At 63.9% G+C, this 22465-nt stretch carries 15 protein-coding genes; 3 read left to right on the plus strand and 12 right to left on the minus strand.

Translation table 11 applies throughout. The annotated features are described in order from the left end of the window. Positions 1–8 precede the first annotated feature (8 nt). From AC1DZ8_RS21155 to tagH, 5 genes are all read right to left on the minus strand, one after another. Entirely contained in the window at positions 9–2372 is a 2364-nt protein-coding gene (locus AC1DZ8_RS21155) for a serine/threonine-protein kinase (protein ID WP_477302190.1), read from the minus strand. Continuing rightward, the gene (locus AC1DZ8_RS21160) at positions 2369–3127 is read right to left on the minus strand and encodes a PP2C family protein-serine/threonine phosphatase (RefSeq protein ID WP_477302192.1); all 759 of its coding nucleotides are present in this window, start codon (positions 3125–3127) and stop codon (positions 2369–2371) included. Before AC1DZ8_RS21160 ends, AC1DZ8_RS21155 begins: the two co-directional genes overlap by 4 nt. A 151-nt stretch (positions 3128–3278) precedes the next feature. Further along, entirely contained in the window at positions 3279–6797 is a 3519-nt protein-coding gene (tssM, locus tag AC1DZ8_RS21165) for a type VI secretion system membrane subunit TssM (RefSeq protein ID WP_477401577.1), read from the minus strand. Next, positions 6794–8326: a type VI secretion system protein TssL, long form gene (gene tssL / locus AC1DZ8_RS21170; protein WP_477302196.1), complete on the minus strand. Its 1533-nt coding sequence runs from the start codon at positions 8324–8326 to the stop codon at positions 6794–6796. The genes tssM (AC1DZ8_RS21165) and tssL overlap by 4 nt, the downstream gene beginning before the upstream one ends. 238 nt (positions 8327–8564) lie before the next feature. Beyond that, the gene (gene tagH, locus AC1DZ8_RS21175) at positions 8565–9590 is read right to left on the minus strand and encodes a type VI secretion system-associated FHA domain protein TagH (RefSeq protein WP_477302198.1); all 1026 of its coding nucleotides are present in this window, start codon (positions 9588–9590) and stop codon (positions 8565–8567) included. 272 nt (positions 9591–9862) lie between these two features. Between tagH and AC1DZ8_RS21180 the strand changes: the two genes are divergently transcribed. From AC1DZ8_RS21180 to AC1DZ8_RS21190, 3 genes are read left to right on the plus strand one after another with little or no spacing between them, the layout of a single operon-like run. Continuing rightward, positions 9863–12196: a type VI secretion system Vgr family protein gene (locus tag AC1DZ8_RS21180; RefSeq protein ID WP_477302200.1), complete on the plus strand. Its 2334-nt coding sequence runs from the start codon at positions 9863–9865 to the stop codon at positions 12194–12196. A 9-nt stretch (positions 12197–12205) separates the two neighbouring features. Further along, positions 12206–12634: a DUF6484 domain-containing protein gene (locus tag AC1DZ8_RS21185; RefSeq protein WP_477302202.1), complete on the plus strand. Its 429-nt coding sequence runs from the start codon at positions 12206–12208 to the stop codon at positions 12632–12634. A gap of 26 nt (positions 12635–12660) precedes the next feature. Continuing rightward, positions 12661–13725: a HEAT repeat domain-containing protein gene (locus tag AC1DZ8_RS21190; RefSeq protein WP_477302204.1), complete on the plus strand. Its 1065-nt coding sequence runs from the start codon at positions 12661–12663 to the stop codon at positions 13723–13725. Between the two features lie 36 nt (positions 13726–13761). Here AC1DZ8_RS21190 and AC1DZ8_RS21195 read toward each other — a convergent pair whose 3' ends face one another. The 7 genes from AC1DZ8_RS21195 to tssM (AC1DZ8_RS21225) all read right to left on the minus strand — a co-directional run bounded on the left by AC1DZ8_RS21195 (position 13762) and on the right by tssM (AC1DZ8_RS21225) (position 22464). Further along, a complete protein-coding gene (locus AC1DZ8_RS21195; RefSeq protein ID WP_477401580.1) occupies positions 13762–14664 on the minus strand; it encodes a type VI immunity family protein in 903 nt (300 codons plus the stop codon). After that, positions 14661–15176 carry an SMI1/KNR4 family protein gene (locus AC1DZ8_RS21200; protein ID WP_477302208.1) on the minus strand — a complete coding sequence of 172 codons (516 nt, stop codon included), beginning with the start codon at positions 15174–15176 and terminating at the stop codon, positions 14661–14663. Before AC1DZ8_RS21200 ends, AC1DZ8_RS21195 begins: the two co-directional genes overlap by 4 nt. A gap of 21 nt (positions 15177–15197) precedes the next feature. Next, positions 15198–16169 carry a DUF4150 domain-containing protein gene (locus AC1DZ8_RS21205; protein ID WP_477302412.1) on the minus strand — a complete coding sequence of 324 codons (972 nt, stop codon included), beginning with the start codon at positions 16167–16169 and terminating at the stop codon, positions 15198–15200. After that, positions 16169–17227: a beta-ketoacyl synthase N-terminal-like domain-containing protein gene (locus tag AC1DZ8_RS21210; protein ID WP_477401582.1), complete on the minus strand. Its 1059-nt coding sequence runs from the start codon at positions 17225–17227 to the stop codon at positions 16169–16171. Before AC1DZ8_RS21210 ends, AC1DZ8_RS21205 begins: the two co-directional genes overlap by 1 nt. Further along, a complete protein-coding gene (locus tag AC1DZ8_RS21215) occupies positions 17224–18282 on the minus strand; it encodes a DUF2169 family type VI secretion system accessory protein (RefSeq protein ID WP_477302212.1) in 1059 nt (352 codons plus the stop codon). The genes AC1DZ8_RS21210 and AC1DZ8_RS21215 overlap by 4 nt, the downstream gene beginning before the upstream one ends. Positions 18283–18400: 118 nt before the next feature. Beyond that, positions 18401–18943 (minus strand): type VI secretion system-associated protein TagF, encoded by a 543-nt coding sequence (gene tagF, locus AC1DZ8_RS21220; protein ID WP_477302214.1) that lies wholly within the window; start codon positions 18941–18943, stop codon positions 18401–18403. After that, the gene (tssM, locus tag AC1DZ8_RS21225) at positions 18925–22464 is read right to left on the minus strand and encodes a type VI secretion system membrane subunit TssM (RefSeq protein WP_477302216.1); all 3540 of its coding nucleotides are present in this window, start codon (positions 22462–22464) and stop codon (positions 18925–18927) included. Before tssM (AC1DZ8_RS21225) ends, tagF begins: the two co-directional genes overlap by 19 nt. Position 22465: the final 1 nt, after the last annotated feature.

The raw sequence follows: 22465 nt of genomic DNA on the forward strand, positions 1-22465 counted from the left end.
CGTCCGTGCTACCCGCCGAGGCGGAAATATTTGGCGGTCGCCGAAAATTCCGAGCTCCTCGCGCCGATCTCGTCGAGGATCCTGGGCAACAGCACCGAGGCCGGCGTCGGCGTCGAGAAGTCCGCCGCCTTGATGTCGTCCGGACCGGTGATCACCATGATGATCTGCGGCAGCGCCTTGCCTGCCGCCTTGTCGGCGGCGCCGAGCCCGATCGGAATCGAGAAGGTCGCCTTGCCGGCTTGTACGACAACACGGTCGTCGAGGTTGAAGGCGATGCCCCTGTGGTCGATCAGGATTACGCTCGACACCAGCCCGCCGCGCGTCACCAGCGTGCCGTCGATCGGCGAACCGTCCGGCACCGAAGTCTGGTCGAGCACAAGCTGCGGTCTGTCGGCGGTGCTTGCCCCCATGAAACGCAGGAAGTCGGTGATCCCGCATTGCGTCGGCTGGATGAGGCGGACGCTGATGTCCGGCTCGACATGGAACTTCGCCTGGAATTCCCCGAGCAATTGTTCGAAGGGCGGCACCGACGTGCCGAAGCCTTCAATCGCGACACCCTTGTCGGTGGCCGATGTCACTGTCGCATAAAAACAGTCACCACCATTGAAGGCGCTTACCCAGGTGAGCCGCTCGGCGGCCGCATCGGCGGGCGGCGGCACCTCTGGTTTGGGCACATTCATGGCAATGTCGGGCTGGCTTGGCTTGGGCTGCGCAGTCGGTTCAGGTCCTTGCGTGCTAGGCTCCGGCTTCTGCGCGGTCGGTTCAGGCGCCTGCGCCTCGGGCGCTTGAGCGGTGGGTTCCGGCGTCGGTGCTAAGGGTTTGGGTGCCTCAGTCGTTGGTTCAGGCGTTTGCGTGGTCGGCTCGGGTACGGTTGCTTTGGTCTCTGCCGGCGGGCCGGCCGGCTCGGGGTTTTTCGCGACATCGGCCTGCGTCGGGTTGGAAGGCGGTTGCAACGAGACCGTCTTGTCGCTTGGTGCGGCTGGCTGCGTAGTGCTCGACGCGACCGGCGGCGTCGGCTGCGGCGCGACCGGCGCTTTGGCCTGATCTTCCGCCGGGGTCTCTGCCGGTTGCGGCTTTGACTCTTCCACCGGCGCAGTGTCCGCAGCGGGCTTGTCCGCGACGATCGGCTTGGTCAGCTCGGGTTGGAGCGGCGGTGTCTTGCCGGTATCGGTGACGGGAGGCCGGTCTCCGAAACCCACGATACCCGATGCATAGAGGCCTCCCAGCGATGCCACGACAACCGCCGCCAGCGCCGCGATCGTCAGGTTTCGGCCTGTAGTAGCAGGCTTCGTCGGTGTGCTTGCTCGCCTGGGAATTTCAGCTGCCGGCTTCGGTTGCGTCAGAAGTGCCGGGCGCACGTGCGGCACGAAGGATGGCTCTGCCGCGCCGCTTGCGGGGGCCGCACTGAACTCTTGAGCCTGCGAACCCTCGACCTTCGAGCCCGGCCCGGTAGTCTGCCCGGTTCGCGGCAGACCCGGCCGCGGCGCAAGCGAGGCCGGCGGCAAGGTGGCGTCGTCATCCTCGCGCGTCAACCGGGCGATTTCGGCCATGCTGGCCGGCCGTTGCTGCGGGTCAGGCTGCAGCATCGCTTCGACAATATCCCTGAAATCGGCATCGATGCCGGAGAGATCAGGCACGGTCCGCCGCTTTTCGACGATCTCGTATTGCGAGCCGCCCATGTCGATCGGCTTGCCAAGCAGCGCCGCTGCCAGCACCAGCCCCAGGCTGTAGATATCGGACTGTTCGCTGACCTCGCCGCCATAGAGCCCGAGCTGCTCGGGAGAGACATAGTTGTATTTACCGGCGAACTTGCCGCCGATCAGCGTCTCGCCGCCGACCGCCGCCGATCGCGCAATGCCGAAATCGATGATCTTGGCGCGATCGACCCGGCCGCCCGGCAGGATGATGTTGTCGGGCGAGAGATCGCGGTGGATGGCGCCGGCCTGGTGCACGGCGCTCAAGCCCGACGCCAGCCGGTGGCACAGCCTGCGCACATCCTGCGTCGCCATCGCGCCGCCGCGCATGACGTCATACAGCGACTGGCCGTCGACGAATTCCATCGCCAGATAGGGTCGCGCTATACCGGGGTCGATCGTGAAGACGTGGTAGCGCACGACGGCGTCATGCGACAAATGGTTGAGGATCGAGGCTTCCTTGCGAAACAGCGACAGGATCGTCTGGTCGCGGGCGAATTCCGGCAGCACGATCTTGATCGCGACGTGATCGCCGGTCTGGATGTTGTGGCCGCGATAGACCTCGCCCATGCCGCCCGAGGCGATGCGTTCGTCGAGTTCGTAGATGCCGCTGAGCTGCGTGCCGACGCTGGTATCGGCCATATTGGGCAACAGGCGCGTCTTGTCGTCGGAGCTCATCGGTTGTGGCCTCCTGCTTGGGACAGGCCATTGCCTTTGTCTCTGATCTTGACCAGCACGATGGTGACGTTGTCGGTGCCGCCGCGCTCAAGCACCATGGACAGCAGCTTTTCGCAGGCAGCCTGTGGCGCGGCCGAAAGCACCGCTGCCGCGATCTCGGCGTCACTGACATGAGCGGTGAGCCCGTCCGTGCTGAGGATGAAAACATCGCCGGCGAGCGTTTCGCCTTGCTGGAAGTCGATGTCGATGTCGTCGTTGACGCCGATGGCGCGCGTGATGACGTTGCGGCGCGGCCAGTTCTGCGCCTCGGCTGCGCTGATCACGCCGCTGTCGAGAAGTTCCTGAACCTCGGTGTGATCGCGCGAAATCTGTGAGATCGCGGCGTTGCGAACGAGATAGACGCGGCTGTCGCCCGACCACAGGCAGGCGAACCTGCCGTCCATGGCCAGAAGTGCTGCAACGGTGGAGCCGATGGTCACGCCGCGCGAGCGTGCGATCCGGCGGATCTCGGCATGCGCCCGGTTCAGCCGGTCCTCGAAGCGCGCGCGCAGATCCGGCGCCGAGCTGGCGATGCCGATCGTCGCCAGATGCTCGACGATACTCGCCGAGGCGACCTCTCCGGCCTCGTGTCCGCCCATGCCGTCGGCCACGACCCAGAGGCCGATCTGCGGCTCGACCAGGTAGCTGTCTTCATTGTGGTCGCGCACGCAGCCCTTGTGGCTGACGCCGTAGCTCTCAAAGGCGGCACCGCTCACTTGCCTACCCTCCGCAACGCCTTGTCGCCTGGCCAGTCTGCCACAGCCCCATCCATTAGCGTATCGAAATCTAGGCCGCAGGCGATGGACGGCATGATGCCGCCGCTCTCGCTCCGCCCCGCAATCGCCGATCCTGCCATGCAGTTCCCCATCAGAAAGCCTTCGGACAGCTGAAGGCGGAAAGCGCCGGCAGCGTGAAGGGGTTGCCGTCCTCCCCGGTCTTGATCGTGTAGGCGACATCGCGCCCGCCAATGACGAAATGCGCTTCGAGACTGTCGCCATTGGCGGTGACCTGTCCCTTGTCCAGCAATCGTTTCAACGCCCAGGGGCCGTCGAATTTGATTGCGGACTCGCGACCCGGCAGCTCCGGCGTCAGGCTGAGACTGGCCGAGCCGGTCTTGCCCGGCCACGGAATCAGGCCCGGCGTGTTGCCGGCCTGGGTGGCCTGCAGCACCTGGCCATCGATGTTGAGCAGCGCCATGTCGGCATCGCCATGCAGCGACAGCGGCGTGAAGGTGATGTTGATCGACGGCACCGGGCCACCGAGCGGAAAGAAGGCCGCGCGGATTTGTGCCGCAAGCTGAAAATTCCTTAGCGTCGATTTCGCCAGATTGCGGCCGAACTTGGTGTCCTGTTTCCAGTCCCAGTCCTGGCCGCTCATGTCGACCAGCGACGCCAGGTTCTGCGCGAAGAACCGGTCGAGCACCCCGCCCGGAGAAAACAGCCTGGCAAAATCGGCCATCGCGACATCGTCGGTGCCGGCAGGGGCGAATGGAAAGCGCCCGGCGATCACCTCTTCGCACGGGCGGCCGACGGTCTCTTCCAGCATTTCATTGAGATGCGTGGTCGATGTCTCGGCGACGGTGCCCTCGAAATCATCCGCCGCCGCACTCACCATCCTGGCCAGCGCCTTCGGCAGCCGCGAGGCGTTGGCGCGCAGCGTCGAGATCTGCAGCTGCAGATTGGCGTTGGCCTGGTCCGTCTGCGCGGGGACATCGGCGGCCAACCGCACGCTTTGGTAGATTTCGCGGAAATTCTGGGTCAGGGCATCGAGCGGGCGCTGGCCGGGCGCGCCGGCCACCAAAGCCTGAACGGACCGGAACTGGGCTTCGATGTTGGCGCCCGGATCCTGGCTCTGCGTGCTGACAAAGGCGGTCCCGGCCCGGCTTTGCGATTTGCGCGCCGCGAGTTCGATGCCGATGCGGGCAAGGCCCTTGGCGCGCGCGGCGGTTTCCTGGTCGCTGTCTTGAGACGCCGCCGGATTGCGCTCTTGCGTCAACGCTGTTTCGCGCGCGATCGCCTCGAACAGCTGCATCAGCGGCGAGTTCGGCGAGYCGGCCGCGGACAGCGCCAGATATTCCGGCTTGTCGGCGGCCATCGCCTTGAACTTCAACCGGTCGAGCACCTCGTTCCACGCCGCCGCAAAACCCTTGCCGTAGCGATCGAGAAGCTCGGGGCCGAGCTTGAGCAATTCCTGGTCGAAGCCGCCTTGCTCGCCGCCGCTGCCGATCACCCATTGATCGTCGACCAGCGCCTGCGCCACCTTGGCGAGCTGCGCCAGATAAAAGTCGAAACCGGCATGGGTGTAGAGACCGGGGACGCGAAGCGAGGCGAGGTCGTTGGCGTCAGTGCGCTCGAACAGCACCGGCGCTTCCGCGCCGGCCTGCTGCGACACCGAAAAGTCGTTCAGCGCCGCCGCATAGGTGGCCGACTGGATGAGCGCGGTGGCGCGGTCGGCAAGCGTCATACGGCCGAGCGAGCGCTGGGCGGATTCGACCAGGGACCGGTTGAGTTCGAAGGTGGGGTCCTGGTCGTCGTCGAGCGCCAGCATGGCGCGCAGATGTTTCTCCAGCTGCGCGCGGCCGTCGCGATTGTGGGCGCCGGGGTAGCGGTTCTGTTCCCAGTCCCGTTTCAGCCAGGTGACGACCAGCTCGTCGTCGACTTTCGGCGCCTTGCCGCCCAGCATCAGGTAGATCTTCAACGGCTCGTACAGCGCCATCGGATCGGCCATTTTGGCCTCGATTGTGCGTTCGAGCTGGAACAGCAGGCGTGAGCGGAACATCCGCTCCAGCCCCTGCCGGTAGGCGGTCTCGGAGGCCGACAGGATACGCTCGCGCTGGCTGAGCCCGAACGTCGCCTCGGCCGGCGTCGGCTGGTCTTTTGCGTCATAGCCGGCCGGCAGGCTGCGCAGCGCATCGAGCGCGCCAATGACGGTTTCGAGGTCCGCGTCCGACACCGTCATGTTGCTGAGCAGCGGGGCGGCTGTCTGGCGATATTGGCCGGCCGCCTGGCTGGTGGCGGCGACCAGCGATTTGTTGGTTGAATAGCTCAGGCCGAGGACGCCAAGCCCGGCGATCGCTGTGGCCGCGATCGCCGCCAGGCCGGCATAGCGGGCGATCGTCGCCCGCCTGTCGGCTGCCTTGTCATAGGACACCCAGCCGGACTCGGCGAAAATCACGCGGCTCAACAGATCGTGCAGGAAGAAGCTTTTGCCGGTGCCGGAAAGATGCGCCTGGGCGTTCTTGCCGAAACTGCGGCCGATGCTGCCGAGCAGCTGGTCGATCGGCGTGCCTTCTTGCGTGCCTGAGGAAAAATACAGGCCGCGCAAGGGGGCGTTCAGCTGCTTGCGCGTCGGCTCGAACACGCCGTCGAGGAAATGCACGATCCGTCCCTTCAACGCGCCGAGCTGCGCGGCGAAGCCGAAAATAGCGATACGGGCGACGGGATCGGTCTCCGCCTGCAGCCGCTCGCTCATCTCCTCGCTCAGGCGCTTCACCAGCGCGTCGAACTCGGCCGGCGCCTCGCCGACCAGGTTCAGGCCGCGCTCCGCGGTCTGGAAGGTTGCGCCCCAGACCTGGCGCCGGCGTGCTTCGTCGAAACCGCCGAAAGTCTCCATGAAGCCGGAGACCAGGTCCGCCTTGGTGAACAGCATATAGACCGGAAAGCGGACCTTCAGAACCGTGTGGATTTCCTGCAATCGGCTGCGGATCTCGGCGACATGGGCGGCCTGTTCGCTGTTCGCCATCAGGTCGGCGAGGCTGATCGCCAGGATGACGCCATTGATCGGCTGCCGCGCCCGATGTCGCTTCAGCAGCGACAGGAAGGCGAGCCAGCTTTTGCTGTCGGTCCCAGCATGCGAGTCCTGTGTGGTGTAGCGCCCGGCCGTGTCGATCAGCACCGCCTCGTCGGTGAACCACCAGTCGCAATTGCGCGTGCCGCCGACGCCTGCCACCGGCTGCGCCTGGCCCGATCCGGCAAGCGGAAAGTTCAGCCCGGAATTGACCAGTGCTGTGGTCTTGCCGGCCCCCGGCGGGCCGATGACGATGTACCAGGGGACGTCGTAGAGGAAGTTGCGCTTGCCGCTCGACTGCCTGAGTGTCGCAACCGCCTCGTTCATGCGGGTTTCCAGCAGCTTTGCGTCGCTGCCGTCATCCTCGGCGCTGGCCATGGCGGCTTGCAGCGCCTTTTGCGCCTTGCGCCTGCGCCAGAACCGGATCGCATAAATGATCGCCACCGTGCCGACGACAACGCCGATGATCACAGCGCGCAGCCAGACCGGGTCCAGCGGCCGGGCGCCGGCGAAGCGGATCAACGGTCCGGCGAACCAGACCGCGGCGGCAAAGCCGGCCAGCGCGAGCGTTGAGAAGATGCGCAGCAGCCAGCCGGTCACAGCGTCTCCTCCCGCGGGATCATCACATCGACGCGGCGGTTTTTGGCGCGGCCCTCCGGCGTTGCGTTGTCGGCGATCGGCTCGTCCTCGCCCTTGCCCTCGACCTTTGTCCGCGACGGATCGCTGAAATGCGCGGCGATCATCTTTTCTACCGATTGCGCGCGGGCGACGGAGAGGTCGAAATTCGACTTGAAGGCGCTCGTCTTCTTCGGTTTGACGTTGTCGGTGTGGCCGACGATCCGGATCGGCCCGCGCTCGGCATTGAGAGCCGCTGCAATGTTGATGGCAACCGGTTCGAACTCCGGTTTGACGTCGGCTCGTCCGGACTGGAACAGCAAGGCATTGCTGATTTCCACGACGATGAAATCGCCCTTGGTGCCGACGCTGACGCCGCCGGCTTCGATCTCCTTGCCCAGTGCGGCGCGGATGCGGTCGACCTGCGCAATCGTCGCCGGTGCTGCAACGACTTTCACCTCCTCGGTCAGCGGCACGAAGCCGGTGCGCTCGATGGTGACCGGCGTCGCCGGATTGAGCGCCAGCAATTCGCCGGCGACGGCCTCGCCGTCATTGGTGATGCGAACCCGCAGCGTGAAAAAGGCTGCCGTCAAAACCGCCGCCGTCGCGGCGGCGATGGCCCAGAGCGGAACCCGCCTGGAGCCTTGCGCTGACGTCAGCGACAGGCCTTGCCAGCGCGGCGAGATGTCGTCGTCGCCAGGGGCGCGGAAATAGGCCAGCGTCTCGTAGACGTCGCGGCGGACACGCTCCAGGCCCTCGCGCGGCTGGCCGCGATACTGGCCTTCGAAGCCAAGCGACAGGCAGACATGCATCAGCTCGATGAGATTGCGGTGAGGCTCCGGCGTCGCCAGCACCGTGTTCAGCGCCTGGAAGAAACCGGCGCCGGTCGGTTTGACCTCGAAGAAGCGCTGCAGCATGGCGTGGTGCGCCCACGCATCCCGGCCCGAGCCGGGCAGGTTGGCGATGATATCGTCGGCGGTTTCGCAAAGCACATAGCTGCCGATGCGCGCATCCTCTTCGGAGGTATCGGTCCTGGCGATCTTGCGGTCGAACTCCTCGATCAGGCCGGCGACATGCTCCGCCAGCGGCTCAGCCTGTCTTTCGACGGCCACCAGCCGCAGGTGCCCAAGCAGCATCAGCAAGGGCGCCGCGGCGGCAACGATCGGGTTGGCCGTTCCATAGTCGACGCCGTCGCTGGCGCCGAGCAGCGCATCCCACGGCGTTTTCTCTGCCGTTGCGGCCGAACCGTGAAATGACGGGTCGGCGGGCGTCTCGGTGAAAGGCGCGCCTTGATAGATCACAGTCCCCGTGACGTCGGTCTGTGCGGCCGGCTGGCGGCCGGCGTTGGGATCGAAAACCGTCGAATCCGGCGTGCTGGCAGGGGCGATCACGGTGCTGTCGGGTGCCGGCGCATCGCGGGCGAGAACCGTCTTTTGCTTGCGGCCGGGGTTGGGGCGGCTGGGGCGGATGACGGTCTTGCCGGCCGGATCGAAAGGATCGTCCTTCGAGCTCATCGCCGATCATGCCCCGACGCGCGCGGCCGCGCGACGAACGGCGCCATGTCCGCGCGAATGCGGACCGCAGGACGCTATCTCGCCGTGACGTGACATGTGCCGCAGACCCCCGAGGTCGACCAACCGTACCCGCGTGCTCAATCGTCGTATGTGATCGTAGTCTCAGAAGGTTGCGATTGAAACCCGGCGCAATTTTGGTCGTCGGCTGGTGCCCGGGCCGGCTTCGGGGCAGGCGAAATCAGCTCTTGCCTGGCGGTTTCTGTTTGGCGGCCTTGGCATAGGCTTCGCTGAAATAGGTGAGGAATATGTCCAGCAGGCCGTTTTCGTGCGCTTCCTCCTTGGCCCGCCAGGTTGCGACCAGCGCGTCCCAGGCGCGCGTCTTCTTCGACGCAAAGGAGGATGGCGGCAGTTTTTTCGCGATCGCCTCGGGCGACAAATCGTCGAGCAGCCGCGCCAGCGCTGCCTGCATGGCGGCGAAGGTGGCGAATTCATGCGTCTTGAGGTCGTGGAAGGCGTCCTCGATGCTGTGCCTGGCGTCGAGATAGCCGGCCCTGCGCCGCGCAAACATGATGTCGAGGATTTCGTCGGTCCCGGGCACGAACTTCAGCGGGTTGTTGTCAGCGGCATTGATCATGGTTCGATCGCTGGTCTTGGCCAGGACTTTTGCCGCGGCGCGCGCCTTCAGCAGCAGCACCAGCTCGTCGACGACGATCCGAAGCACCGCGCCGATCTCGCTTGCAACCTCATGCGGCTGGCGCAGCAGGAGCACTTCCGGCGGAATGCCGGCGCCTGCCGCAATCGCGCGCAGGATCTCGTCGGCTTGCTGTGGCCGGCCGGAGACCGAAGCCGGTGGCGCGGTCGGCGAGCGGGGCACTGCGACATGGTCCGGAAAGGATCCGGCAACGGGCATCTGCCGTTGTGTCGAGCCATGGCCACCGAAGGCTGCGTTCCCGTCATCGATCGATACCGCCACGATATAGCGGCCGATCCTGAGCCGGTCGCCTTGCGTAAGCCGGTGCGGGCCGGCCAGGCGCTGGTTCGAGCCGTTGACGAAGGTGCCGTTGCGAGAGACGTCGTGGAGAAAGAAAGCGCCGCCTTCATAGCGGATTTCGCAGTGCCGTCCGGAGATGAATTTGTCCGGATCGGGCAAGGTCCAGGCGCAGTTCTCGCGCCCGATCTCGAAGCCGCGGTCGCGCGACGCGTAACCGGGCGGCAGCCCTCCGGGCAGGACATCGACATTGCTGATCTGCAGACTGATGAACATGCAATATAGCCTGTCGACCGCTGGCGTTCCCATTGATCCGATGCGCCACAGTCTAGCAGCTTGCGGGCACAGCGGGAGAGCGACGTTTCACACTGGCGAAAGCGGCGCAAACAGGACCTGTCTGCCGCTCGTCCTCTTTGGTCTGCCACAGAACATGTGGTAGGCTCAACACGGCCTGGGGTGGCAAGTTGCGAAATGTCCCTGAACGTGAGGTCGTTAACACAAGAAGGGCTTCGAACCTGCCACACTAGGATCCAGGAGGGGCACGACCCATGCCGAGTGAACAACGCGCCGCACTTGTGCAGACGCCGGTCGGCGCCGAGCTGCTGACCTTCACGCATCTTGTCGGCCGCGACGAGATCAGCCGCTGTCTTGCCTACACCGTGGGATTTGTCAGCACCAATGCGGATATCGATCCGCTGAAGATGCTGGGCGGCGTCGTTTCGATCGAAGGCGAGTCCGATCCCAAGCGCTGGTTCAGCGGCCTCATCGCGGAGTTTCGCCTCACCCGCATCGAAGACCGGATGGCCTATTACGAGGCGATCGTCAGGCCATGGCTGTGGTTCCTCGGCAATACCACCGACTGCCGCATTTTCCAGGACAAGACCGCCGTCGAGATCGTCGAGGAGATCTTCTCCAAATATGGCGGCATCGCCAAGTTCGAGAAGCGCCTGCAGGGGTCGTATCCGCCGCGCGAATATTGCGTCCAATACGACGAAAGCGACCTCGATTTCGTGCAGCGGCTGCTCGAGCACGAAGGCATCATGTACTTCTTCGAGCACGCCGAGGGCGAGCACAAACTGATCCTGGCCGACGCCATGAGCAAGCTGAAGCCTGCGCCGGGCTATGAGACCGTGCTCTATCAGTTCGAAGGGCAGGGCTCGCGCCGCGACGTCGAATACATCACCGAATGGATCCCAGGCAGCGCCGTGCGCCCGGGCGCCTATGCCCACACCGACTACGATTTTGAGAAGCCTGCCGCCGATTTGATGGCGAAGTCGGCGCAGCCCTTCGGCCACAAGCAGGCCGCAGGCGAGAATTATCGCCACCCCGGCGCGCATCTGGAGGTCGGCCGCGGCGACAGCCTGGCGGCGATAAGGCGCGAGGAAATCCAGGCGCCGCATATGCGCATTGCCGCCGTCGGCACCGTGCGCGGCCTGTTTTCCGGCTGCACCTTCAAGCTCGACGGTTTTCCGCGCAAAGACCAGAACAAGGAGTATCTGGTGGTCAGCGCCGAATACCGGCTGTTCGATCCGGGCTACCGCGCCGGCGTCGACACCGACGGCGAGAATTTCAAGGTCGTGCTCGGCGTGGCGCCGACCTCGGTGCCTTATCGGCCGCCAAGGATCACGGCGCGGCCGATCATGCGCGGGCCGCAGACGGCGACGGTCGTCGGTCCGTCCGGCGAGGAGATCTTCACCGACAAATATGCCCGGGTGAAGGTGCAGTTCCACTGGGATCGCCTCGGCAAGAAAGACCAGAAGAGCTCCTGCTTCGTGCGGGTGTCGCAGACCTGGGCCGGCAGCGGCTGGGGCTTCATCCAGATCCCGCGCATCGGCCAGGAAGTGATCGTCGATTTCATCGAAGGCAATCCGGATCTGCCGATCATCACCGGCAGGGTCTACAATGCCTCGCAGATGCCGCCCTACGGGCTGCCCGGCAACGCCACGCAGTCGGGCTGGAAGTCCAACTCGTCGAAGGGCGGCGGCGGCTACAACGAGCTGATGTTCGAGGACAAGGCCGGCTCGGAACTGGTCAACTTCCAGGCGCAGAAGGACCACCACCTTCTGATCAAGCACGACCGCAACAAGACGGTCCAGCACGACCAGTCCGACCGCATCGACCACGACGCCAAGCACTCCGTCGGCCACAACCTCGACGAGGACGTCGGCAACAACAAGACGGTCAAGGTCGGCGTCGACCAGACAACCAATATCGGCTCGAACGATACCGAGACGGTTGGCAAGAACCGGTCGCTGACCGTGGGTGTCGATGAGACGATCAACATCGGCTCGAACTCCACCGAGACGATCGGCGCCAACCACACGCAGACGGTGGCAATTGTGCAGACGATCACGGTGGGTGCGGCGCGCATCGACAGCGTTGGGGCGGCAGAGACCAGGACCGTCGGTGCGGTACAGACCAACACCATCGGTGCTTCGCGCTCGGTGACGGTGGGCGCGGCACAGAGCCACAACATCGGCGCAGCGGATAGTTGGAGAATTGGTGCCAGCCAGAGTGTCCAGATCGCCGCCGATCAGAGCGTCACCACCGGCAGCAACCAGACATTCAGTGTCGGCGCTGGGCGCAGCGCCAGCGTCGCCGACGACGATGTCACAAGTGTCGGCGGTGCTCATTCGCTCAGCATCGCAAAGGATAGTGGGATCAGCATTGGCCAGGATAGCTCGATCAAGGTAGGCAAGAAGCTGGTGATAGACGCCGGCGACGAGATCCTGATCCAGTGCGGCTCTGCCAAGATCATGATGAAGAAAGACGGCACGATCGGCATCGAGGGCAAGGATATTTCGGTCAAGGCATCGGGCAAGATCAGCATCAAGGCTTCCAGCGATATCACCATGAAGGGCTCGAAGATCAGCGAGAATTGAGGTGCAGCGATGAGTGACGTCCGCGAACGCATTGACGGTGTGGTGATCGGCATCTTTCTCGGTTTCGGTGACGACGCGTCGCCGCTGGTGGTGTTCCCCGGCAATCCGCAAGAGACCGCCTTGCCGGCGCGAAGCCTGACTGAACTAACATCCGACATGATCGGCTCCGAGGTGGCTTTGCTGTTTCAGGAAGGCGACGCGATGAAGCCGCTGATCGTCGGCCGCATCGTCGATCCAGTCCGCAAGACCACCGCGCCGCAAATCGTGCGCGACGGCGAGCGCGTTCGCATCATCGGCGAAGAGCGCATCGAACTGCGCTGCGGCAAGGCGACGATCCTCATGGAAAAAGACGGCCGCATCACGATTCGAGGCACCTATGTCACCAGCCACGCCAGCGCCGCCAATCGTATTCGCGGCGGTTCGATCGACCTCAACTGATGATTGCCCCAACCCGCAGTCAGAAATTGAAAAGCGCACCGGAGCGGCCAATCGCTCCTGATATCGTCAGGCAACACGCCGAGCAGGCAGCATTCTTCTGGGCGCAGCGCGACACCCTGATGCTGGACGATCCGCCGGATATTCAAGTGGTCGCCGGTGTCGACGGCCGTCTGGAGGCCAACCTCGATGGTTTGCGCATCGCCGGCCCGGCCGCATGGCCGTTCGTCGTCGCGGCGTATGAAGATTTCTCCGAAAAGGGAGAGCTGTTTCTCTACGCATGGATGGCGATCGAGCAGGGCGACGGTCGCCGCCTGGCCGAGGCGATCGAACTCGGCCGTCAAAGCCAGGATGACGCGCGCGGGTTGGTCGGCGCGCTGGCCTGGCACAAGCCGCAAACCATCGCCGTCGAGGTTCGCGACTGGATCGGCGCGCAGGATGCGTTCAAGCGATTTCTCGGCGTATCGGCCTGCCTCGGGCATGGTGTCGATCCGAAGCAGATGTTGGCGCGACTTGTGCGCGACCCGGACGCGCGCGTTCGCGCCGCCAGTCTGCGCCTCGCCGGAAAGCTGCGTCGAGCCGACCTTGCCATGGAATTGCGGGCGGCGCTCGACGATGGTGAGGAACAGCCACGGTTCTGGGCTGCCTGGGCGCTGGGCGAACTCGGCTCCGGCGATCTGGCCAGTCCCGAACTACGCAAGGTGGCGATCGGTGGCGGTCCTAACGCCATGACGGCCTTGCGCGCGGCGGCGAGGGCGGCGCCCGACAAGGATGTGCGCGCCTGGATGGGCGACTTGCTCAAATCGCCTGAAACCGCGCCCTTGGCGGTGCGCGGCGCCGGCATGCTGGGCGACCGCACCCTGCTGCATTGGCTGATCCACCAGATGCGCAATCCTGCGCTGGCGGCTGCAGCCGGCGGCGCGCTGCTCGAGCTGTTCCCCGAGGCGCGTGAGGCGGATCTTTTCACCACCGATCCGAGCCACCTTGGCCAGACCTTCGAGGATCACTTCGGCGATGAAGTCGCGAAAGTGCCGTTCGCCGACAAGGTGAAGGCATGGAGCAGCGCCGCCGGCTGGCTGGCGGCGACTCCCTGACGCGAATTGCCGCCAGGATCGATGCTGCCAAGGAGGCTAGTCAGGCGTGAATCTGTGTAGCCACTGCATCGAATTCTCGTCGCTCCAGCGGTTCCCGCCAAAGGAGCCGTGTTCCACGATCTGTGCCGGCAGAAGCGCCTTGGCGAGCCGTGCCTCCGGCTGAAAATCCTCGCGTCGGTTGAGGTCGATAAGTGCCGCATGAGGACGGGTCTGGTACATCGCGCCGGTAGGAAGTTCCCGATAGCCATGCGCGGCCTGGGTCGCCGCCGCATGAAGGTCGGGAAACTCCTGCAGGATCGAGGTGCCAAGCAGCGTAAGCCAGGATATGCATTTGAAACGATTGGCCAGCCAGTCCACCGTCACGTCCTGGTTCCAGGCCTCGACGCCCCAATATCTCTGGCATACGGAATACATGTGGTCGAAGGCTTCGACATCGTCGGGCCAAGGTTGCAGCACATAGCCGCATGTTCCGCTGGTGAAAGGTACGAGCGCCGCGACCTCCAGCACAAAAGCACGGATTTCGTCCTGATCGTAGTCGTGCGGGAATTCGAAGCGGCAGAAGCTCGACCTGTTGGGTTCGCTCACCGGTTTGTAGCTGTGAAAGACGAACAGAAATGCGCTGAGCAATTTGTCGTCATCGAAGGCGTAGCCCCACTCCAGCGTCCGGTACAAATCCGGGATGTACTCTTCGAGAAACCTGTGATGCACGTCTTCGTCGAATTCGTCGATGAAGGAATCCGACCAGGTCGACAGGTACCTGCGCATCCTTTTCCCGAAACGCGACATATAGAGGTCGTAGATGCGTCTGACGTAGACGATTTCAATCGGACGATCGAAATACAGGATGGAGACCAGCTTGAGTTCCCAGCGCGGGATTTTCTCGTCAAACCGCGTTTCGGTCTTGAAGAAGGTTTTTGACGATTGCAGGCTTTGGTTCATCGCGTCAAACCTTTGCGGTCAGCCTTGTGGCGCGCGATATCTTTCTCGAGTTCGGTCTTTCGCGACTGGAGATAGGCCAGGAAGTCCGCGTGCTTCTGGCGGATGCCACTGGAATCGAAGTCGACCACGTCGATGTTGCCTTTTCTGCCGGCCCTGAAGGCGACGGAATGAGCATCGCTGTCGGCCTGGCAGAAGATAAAGATCTCGCCTTCCCGGAACATCTCCGCATCGACAAAAATCTCGTCCATTTCAGGGTTGTCGAGAATGTGTCTGGTCGACAGCAGGAAAACGTTCGGCGCGTCGAAATTGTCGATGCCGTCGTGCGTCCTTAGCAGGTTCAGATAGTCATCCGGGAGAGGGTGGCGCCAAAGCTTTTTCAGCTTGCCGAGGTCTTGCTCGCCCGCTCCCGGTTTGAACACGGGCTTTGCCTCTATCTTGAAAAATGATCGGTGTTCGATTGCGAGTGCAGCGATCTGTTCTACGAGCGAAAGTATGGTCTCGTCATTGGACATGGAGCGTCTCCTCACTAGAGATCATGGATCCGGGGGGCCGTCCGGACACTGGCAACTCGGATGCGCACGTATGGGCAAGCCATCGTGGTCGCCCGAATTGTCGCGATTGTACCTGCCCATGGCGGCGCCGATCGTCGTGTTCACCCGCGTATTCAGCATCTTGAAATTGCGCATGCTGGCGAGCGGGCCGCCGAGTGCCGCATCATGCAGGTGATCGGCGTTGAATGGAGCGCTCGACCCACCCTCTGTCGGGTTTGCGGGCCTTGGGTCCATGGCGTTCCATTCCTCGGCCGCGCATGGGTGCGCGAACTGGCTCTCCATCTTGTTCTTCTTGTCGGCGGCGCGGGCGGTGAAGCGTTCGGTATACGTCTTTTTGTATGAATCGTAGTCGGATTGGCTGTAATCGACCCTGCGCAGGGATTTTCCCTTGCCGGGGACGTCTTTCCCGCGGTTCAGCCGTGCGCGATCGAGAGACCCCACCTTTGCGCAAAGCTGTTTGCACATGCACGGCGTCCATTTTTTCTTGCCGCGCTTCTTCATTTTCTTGTCGCATCGGATATTAAGCATAAAGCAATCGGTTTGCTTAAGCGGGTCGACATCTCCGGCGAGGTTTACGGTGTTCTTGTCGTTGTGGAACTTCTTGTCGGTGTGGCGGCAGGTGTTGCCGCCGTCCATTTTGACGTCGAAGGAATAGGTGATCCAGTCGGTCGCTTTCTTGAAGACATTCGACTTGACGCCGCCGACCGTGCCCGGCTCGTCGCCCGAACTCATGCCGTACTGCGAGCCCTTGATGGCGATCATCTTGCCGCCCTTGGCAAAGACCGTCGTGGTGCCATCCTTGAGCGTGCTCTGGTTGGCGATGTTGGGATAGGGCAGGGGAATCGGGCCGCCAGGACTCGGAGTCTTGCAGACGTCAGGGATGGTGGCGATCGACAGGCCGATCGTGCCTTTGTAGGTCAGGCCCAGGTTGTTGACGACGATATGAGTGGGCATCAGCCAGCCCTTCTCGGTCCGCCGAGCAAGACGCCCGCGCGTGCACCGTTTTCGGAGCTGGCCCAGATCAGCGATAGCGGTCCGGGCTGATAGCCGCGCGCTTCCGCTTCCGTGATCAGGCTCACGAACAGCGGCCCCGACGCTGCGCCGACGTCGCCCCAGCAATCGGCCGGCGTCTCGAAATCGGCGGCATCCTTGAAACGGCCCGGATTACGGATGACCGCGAACCCATATTCGTTGCCGCGATAGCGCTCACCGTTCATGTCGCAGATGATGCGGTCGACCTTGTCGATCGGCGCATCCTGGAAAAGCAGTTTAAACGCCGAGCCGAGGCCTTCACCCAGCACGACCGTCTCTGTCTTGATCCTGTTTTCCTCGCTCGCAATCGAAGTGCCGACGATCTCGAGCAGCGGACGAAGCCCGCGGGCGCGCGCCACGCCAAGTGTCGTCAGCAAGGCAAATCCCGCAGCTTCACCAGGGCAGAAACCATAAGTCGTGGTCTCCGAATGAAGCTGCTCGTTTTGGTCGAGCCATTCCAGCGTCTCCGGTTCGAGATAGCTGTCGACGCCGCCGACAAGGCAGAGTTTGGCTCTGCCTTCACGCAATGATTTACAGGCGTGATGGATGGCAAGCAGCCCTCCCGCGTGGCCGCCGGCGGTAGAGCCGCCGCCTTCCAGGAGGACATGCTGCCCGATCCGTTTGCGCAGCAGCATGTCGACCTGTGCTGCAAAGCCATCCGGCTTGCCCGGCCGAGGCTCGCCGGTGGACAGGATCAGCGTCACCGCGGAGGTGGCGTCCGATTGCAAAAGAGGCAGCAGCGCGTCGAGCGCCGGCGATACCGCTATCTCGACGGCTCGATCGGGCCCGTGCAGATCGACATCAATGCCGATGTCGCGGGTCACCTTCATCCGCTCACCGAACTGGTCGATCATGTAGGGATGATCCTGGATCGCGGAGATGCCGGCGCGGACCGCCGCTGCGCTCGAGGCCGCGTCGAAGCCCAGCGGCGTACGCGCCCCCACGCCGACAACGACAATCGTGTTTGCTTTGGCTATCATTCGTCTTCGTCCGCCAGCCAGACGCCGCTCGCCGCAATTGTTGGCGAAATGCCGGTACGCTCGCGCATGCTGAGCGTCGTCATCTTCAGGCGTTCCTCGTCGTAAGGGACCGGTAGTGTCGACATCCAGGTGATCGAAAACTGCCGCAGATCGGGCTTGATGCGCAGCGTGTGGATTGTCGCTTCGCCGTTCTTGCGATCCGGGCGGTTGTAGAACTCGGTAGTCATGTTGAAGGTTATGCGAGGCAAGAGGAACTGCAGGAAGCCATCGGCGGTGAAATTGCCGAGCCGCACATGTTCATAGCCGATGAGCGGCGTCCTAGTCTGCTGGTCTTCCGGCGCGCACTGATAATACATGCGGCTGAAATCGTCGGGCAAAAGCGGATCGCGCGTTTTCTCCCATTCCGCGCCATAGGTGCCGGCATGTTTCATGCGCGGCAGCCAGTGCCGCGCCACCGGACCGAAGCCGGCCGGCTTGCCGCTTCTGTGGTCGCGATAAGGCGCGTCGGGATATTCGAAGTTAGGTCCCGTCTTGCTTATCAGCCGCTGCGGGTCGACTGCAAAGCCGGTTCCGACCGGATTGCGCTGGTCCCAGTCAGGCTTCGACGCTTCCATATCCGTGCCGCCATAGGCCCGGCGCCAGCTGATCGGCATTTTGGTGAACGGTTCGGCCCGGCTCATCCGCACCGACACTGCGCCGGGCATGAACACGCGGTCGCCCACCACGTTGACGGTCTTGTCCACGTCGCCGACCTTCATCCGCGCGGCGCACTCTACGACAGGACGACCGCCGGGAGCATAGACGTGTCCATCTACCAGAATGTCTGTGTGCTTTTTCTCCAGATTGAGATCCGTCTCGTCGAGAAGCTCATTCGGATCCGCGCCGTATACGGGCGTCAGGTTGACCGGCGTCTGGTCCTCCAACAGCCGCTGCTTGCCGTCGGCGTCGATCTCGAACGACGCCTTGATCGCAATCAGCCAGACCTCGTGCCCGCGTTCGTCACGCGTCCAGCTTTCCTGGGCGGCGAATGGCGTCTCGTTGGACAATATCCACATTCGAAACCACGCATCCTTACGCGATGGTGAAACAGCAGGCCTTAACTGCCCCGGACATAATTATCGATCGGGTCTGCGTCTGTGCCGCGTTTTACACATCGTCAATTTCGTCCCAACATCAACTCGTCTCCCAACTGCCGGCGAGGATTGTCTCCAGCGTCGCTTGCGGCGCTTGCGGATCGATGTCGAAAATGTCGGAGTACCGGGTCCAGATCACCATGTCGGCGATCAGCTCCTCGCTCGGCTCCACGGATGGCACAGACAGTTCGGCCAGCGTTGCGTCGAGTTCGTCTGGCGTCAGTTCACCCTGTTGGGCGGCGCTTGCCGCCTCTTCAATGCTGGCAAACCAGGCCTCGGCATGGGTGAGCGTAACGGGGGCTCCAGGCAACAGGGCGACCACGCTCAGCGGAAATTTCCGGCCGACCTTGTCGGCGCTTTGCACGATGATGCCCGCCGACGCGCCGAAGGAATTCGGGCCTGCCAGAAAGCGCAGAGCCGTGCCAGTGGCCCAGATGTCCTGGCCGAACAGCGGCACCAGATGCTGGGCCAGCCAGCGGTCCCACAGGCGCACGAACTCACCTGTCAGCCGCCGCGTCACGAAATCGCCGGTGGCGGGCATTTTGCCGTAGAAACCGGGCAGGATCAGATCTGCGGCGGACATGAGAATTTCTTGAACATCTGGAGGTTGTAGGGATTTTCGACGCTCGCCGCCTTGAGCTTGAAGTCGGCGTACATGCCTTTCGTTCCAAGCCGCAGGCTGTAGACGTCGGACAGCGAGGTGCCGGTGAAGCGGCCGCCGCGCAGCATCCTCAGCCACGCCCAGCTGCCGGTCTCGTTGAGCATGATCTCGGGCGAGCCGTCGATCGGCTGGAAGGCGAGCGAGATGACGCCGGTGCCATCCTTGCCGGGCCAGGTCATCGGCTGCGGCCGCGTCGCATTGTTGAAATAGACGAGGCTCTGGCCGTCGAGATTGAGGGTGACGCGGGTGACGTTGGGCGACAGGTCCGTCGGCTCCAGCGTGAACGCCATCACCGGACCTTGACCACCCGGGAAGAGATCGTCGCGGATGCGCCGCGCCTGCTCGAAGGCGGCAAGCGCGGACGGGTCGAGGCCGAAATCGGCGCGCCATTTCCACGGCTGCGCCGAGGTGTCGACATAGCTGATCAGGTGGTCGTTGATGAAGGCGTCGATCATGCCTGCCGGCCCGAACAGGCGGGCGAAGTCGCGCACGTTGACGTCGACGGCGCTGTCGGGGCTGAACGGATAGCGGTCGTTGAGCGCGGCCTGGCAGAAGGGCAGGATGTCGGCACGCCATATTGCGTTGAGCTCGGAGGCCACGGCCTTCTGCGTCAGCCCGCTGGTGTCGCCGGCAATGCCGCTCAGCCAGGTGTTGACCGGGTCGGGCAGGATCTGCGCCTGCCTGGCGACGGCGCCGGTCAGCTCGGCAAGGCCGCCCTGTTTCTTGATCGCGTCCTGCGGGTCGGGATTGGCGGTGACCGTCTGCAGCACATTGGACAGCGCCGTCAGCGCCACCACCGCGGCGTCAAGCGCCGGCGGCTGGCCATCGACCTCGGCAATCGTGCTCTTGAGCGGCTTGAAGTGCTCGGCCACCAGCGTGCCGGTCAGGTCGACCTCGCTGGCCGAGCCGGCGCGCGGCAAAAGCTTGGCGCCGGTTTTGACGATCTTGCCCAGCTTGCCGAGCTTGCCCAAAAGTTTCGAGCCGCCCTTCGCCGCCGCCTTGTCGTCGGTCGCCGGCGCCTCGTCGGAGCGGGTAAGGTCGACCTCCTGGACGACGGCCGTCAACAGCCGCTTCAGCGCGGAATCGGCGCTCGACAGGTCCTTCAGATTCTCTGAGGCAATGTTGAGGTCGCTGAGCGGCGCCAGCCGCATGTCACGCAGGAAACTGTCCCACTGCGCGATGTAGTCGTCGTAGTAGAGCTTCAGGATGTCTTCCGACAGCGCCGAGACCGAGGTCTCGGAATTCTCCGAGCAGCCGCCGGCAAACACCGCGCGATCGAGTGCCGCCTGGGCGGCGACATCCTCGACCCGGTCGAGGATCGCGTCGTGGAAACCGTCATAGGTGAAGGCGCCTGATATGCCGACACGAAGCGTCTTGTCGGAGCGTCGCGAAAACACCTTGGCGCCGTTCGGGCCGGCGAAATTGGCGGGGATCCATTCCTTCAATCCGGCCACCGCCGGATCGGCCAGCAATTGCTTGTAGGCGCGCGCCGGCAGCGAGATCGTGCAGACCGTCTTCAACGCTTCGGCGACCAGCGCCTGGTCGGGCGCGATGTAGCTGTCGTCGACCGCCATGCGGCGGATCGCAGCCAGCTGGTGTTCTTCAGCATCGGCGGTCGGGAAGGGGGCGGCTGGTGCGAATTCGGGCAGGTCGTTCACCCACCAATTCTGCACGAAATCCGAATCCATCTGCGACAGGCCGGTCATCATGCGGTAGGTCTTGAGCGCGCCCAGCATGAAATCCGGATCGCGGATCTGCCGCCACATTGTCGCTTCGAGCAGCGCCACCATGCGTGGCTCGAGAACGTTGCGCAAAGCGTGGTCGTAGGTGTCGGTCTGCGCCCGCATCAGCTCGGCGGAAGCCGATGGCCCGAGCAGGTCCTGCGCCTTGTCGGGAGGCGCAGTCCGGGCATTGGCGACCTCGTCCATGGCGTTGAGGGCAACGTCCATCGCCGGCTGCTGCACCGAGGCAGGCGTTGTGGCGGTCGAGGTCAGCGGCGCCTGCAGCGCCTCGAACTGGCCAGCCTGCGCGGCAATCGCATTGCGGTTGTCGTAGTAGGACCAGGTGAACAGCGAGCCGGCGAGGATGGCGGCGGCCGCGCAGGCGGCGGCGGCACCGCGCCAGATCCAGCTGCGGCGACGCTGCGCCAGCGGATCGAACGTGCCGAGCCCGGCCTCCTTAAAGATCACTTCGGTCAAAAGGTTTTTCAGGAAGAAGCTGCGCTTTTCAAAACGCTGCGCCGGCATCGAACGCCGCGCCGGCAGGCCGAAGGAAGAGGCGAGTGCGGCGGTCAGCCGGTCGATCGGCGCGCCCTCCTGGGTCGCCGAGGTCAGATAGAGGCCACGCAGCCAGGCCGCCTCCTCGTAGCGGCTTTCGCCGAACATCGCTTCGACCAGCACCTGGATCGGCTCGGACAAGCTTTGCAGCTGCGCCGGAAAGCGGAAGATCTCGGCGCGCTCAGTGAGCTTGTCTTCGTCTTCCAGCCGCAGCACCAGTCGCTTTTCCAGCTCCCTCGAAAGCGTCGAGATTTCACCCGCGATGGTCTTGGCGTCGACGCGCGCGTCGAGCGGGAAGGTCGTGCCCCACACCTGTTCGCGCGCCTGTGTCGACAGGCCGCCGAAGAAGGCCTCGAAGCCTCTGATCAGATCGGCCTTGGTCAGCATCAGATAGACCGGCAGACGGATCTCCAGCCGCTCCTCAAGCTCGGCCAGGCGCCTGCGGATTTTGCGACCATGCGCCTTGACGGCTTCGTCGCCTTCGGAAAGCGCATCGATCCCAAGCGCGACGATGACGCCGTTCAGCGCACGCCGGCCGCGATGCTTCTTCAACAGGTCGAGGAAGCCCAGCCATTCGGCGGCGTCGACGTCGGGCTGGCTTTCCTGCTGGACATAGCGTCCGGCCGTGTCGATCATCACCGCGTTTTCAGAGAAGAACCAGTCGCAGTTGCGGGTGCCGCCGATGCCTTGCAGATCGTCGGTCAGGTCGATCGGGAAGTTGAGCCCGGACTGGCGCAGCGCCGTCGTCTTGCCGGTCGCCGGCGGACCGACGATCACATACCACGGCATCTCGCGCAGGAATTTGCGGTTGCCGAGTTTGCGGCGCTTCAGCTCGACCATCACGTCCTGGAATTTGGCGCCGACCGCGGCGACGTTTTCCTCGCCGGGGCTGAGCCGCTTTTCCTCGACCGGTGCGGCGATCTCTGCGACGAACATCCGGTTGGCGCGGATCGCCCGGCGCTGGGCAACGATCAGCCAGATCAGCCAGAAGATCACCAGAAGCGCGATGATGACGATGCGCACCGTCTCCGACGCCATCGGCACGTAGTCGCCGACCCGAACGATCGGGCCGAACACCCAGATGATCAGCGACAGCAGCGCCAGCCCGATCAGCGTCCACAGGAAACGCGAGGTCAGGACCGCCCAGAGGAAGCGCAGGATGAACATG

The organism is Mesorhizobium sp. P2_F7 (genome assembly GCF_056403695.1).

What these genes read in the sequence shown, in the direction of transcription:
- tssL (WP_477302196.1), bottom strand. Translation starts at nt 8,326, where the DNA reads ATGAGCTCGAAGGACGATCCTTTCGATCCGGCCGGCAAGACCGTCATC.
- AC1DZ8_RS21215 (WP_477302212.1), bottom strand. Translation starts at nt 18,282, where the DNA reads ATGTGGATATTGTCCAACGAGACGCCATTCGCCGCCCAGGAAAGCTGG.
- tssM (WP_477302216.1), bottom strand. Translation starts at nt 22,464, where the DNA reads ATGTTCATCCTGCGCTTCCTCTGGGCGGTCCTGACCTCGCGTTTCCTG.
- tagH (WP_477302198.1), bottom strand. Translation starts at nt 9,590, where the DNA reads ATGTTCATCAGTCTGCAGATCAGCAATGTCGATGTCCTGCCCGGAGGG.
- AC1DZ8_RS21195 (WP_477401580.1), bottom strand. Translation starts at nt 14,664, where the DNA reads ATGAACCAAAGCCTGCAATCGTCAAAAACCTTCTTCAAGACCGAAACG.
- AC1DZ8_RS21180 (WP_477302200.1), top strand. Translation starts at nt 9,863, where the DNA reads ATGCCGAGTGAACAACGCGCCGCACTTGTGCAGACGCCGGTCGGCGCC.
- tagF (WP_477302214.1), bottom strand. Translation starts at nt 18,943, where the DNA reads ATGTCCGCCGCAGATCTGATCCTGCCCGGTTTCTACGGCAAAATGCCC.
- AC1DZ8_RS21200 (WP_477302208.1), bottom strand. Translation starts at nt 15,176, where the DNA reads ATGTCCAATGACGAGACCATACTTTCGCTCGTAGAACAGATCGCTGCA.
- AC1DZ8_RS21205 (WP_477302412.1), bottom strand. Translation starts at nt 16,169, where the DNA reads ATGCCCACTCATATCGTCGTCAACAACCTGGGCCTGACCTACAAAGGC.
- AC1DZ8_RS21155 (WP_477302190.1), bottom strand. Translation starts at nt 2,372, where the DNA reads ATGAGCTCCGACGACAAGACGCGCCTGTTGCCCAATATGGCCGATACC.
- AC1DZ8_RS21210 (WP_477401582.1), bottom strand. Translation starts at nt 17,227, where the DNA reads ATGATAGCCAAAGCAAACACGATTGTCGTTGTCGGCGTGGGGGCGCGT.
- AC1DZ8_RS21185 (WP_477302202.1), top strand. Translation starts at nt 12,206, where the DNA reads ATGAGTGACGTCCGCGAACGCATTGACGGTGTGGTGATCGGCATCTTT.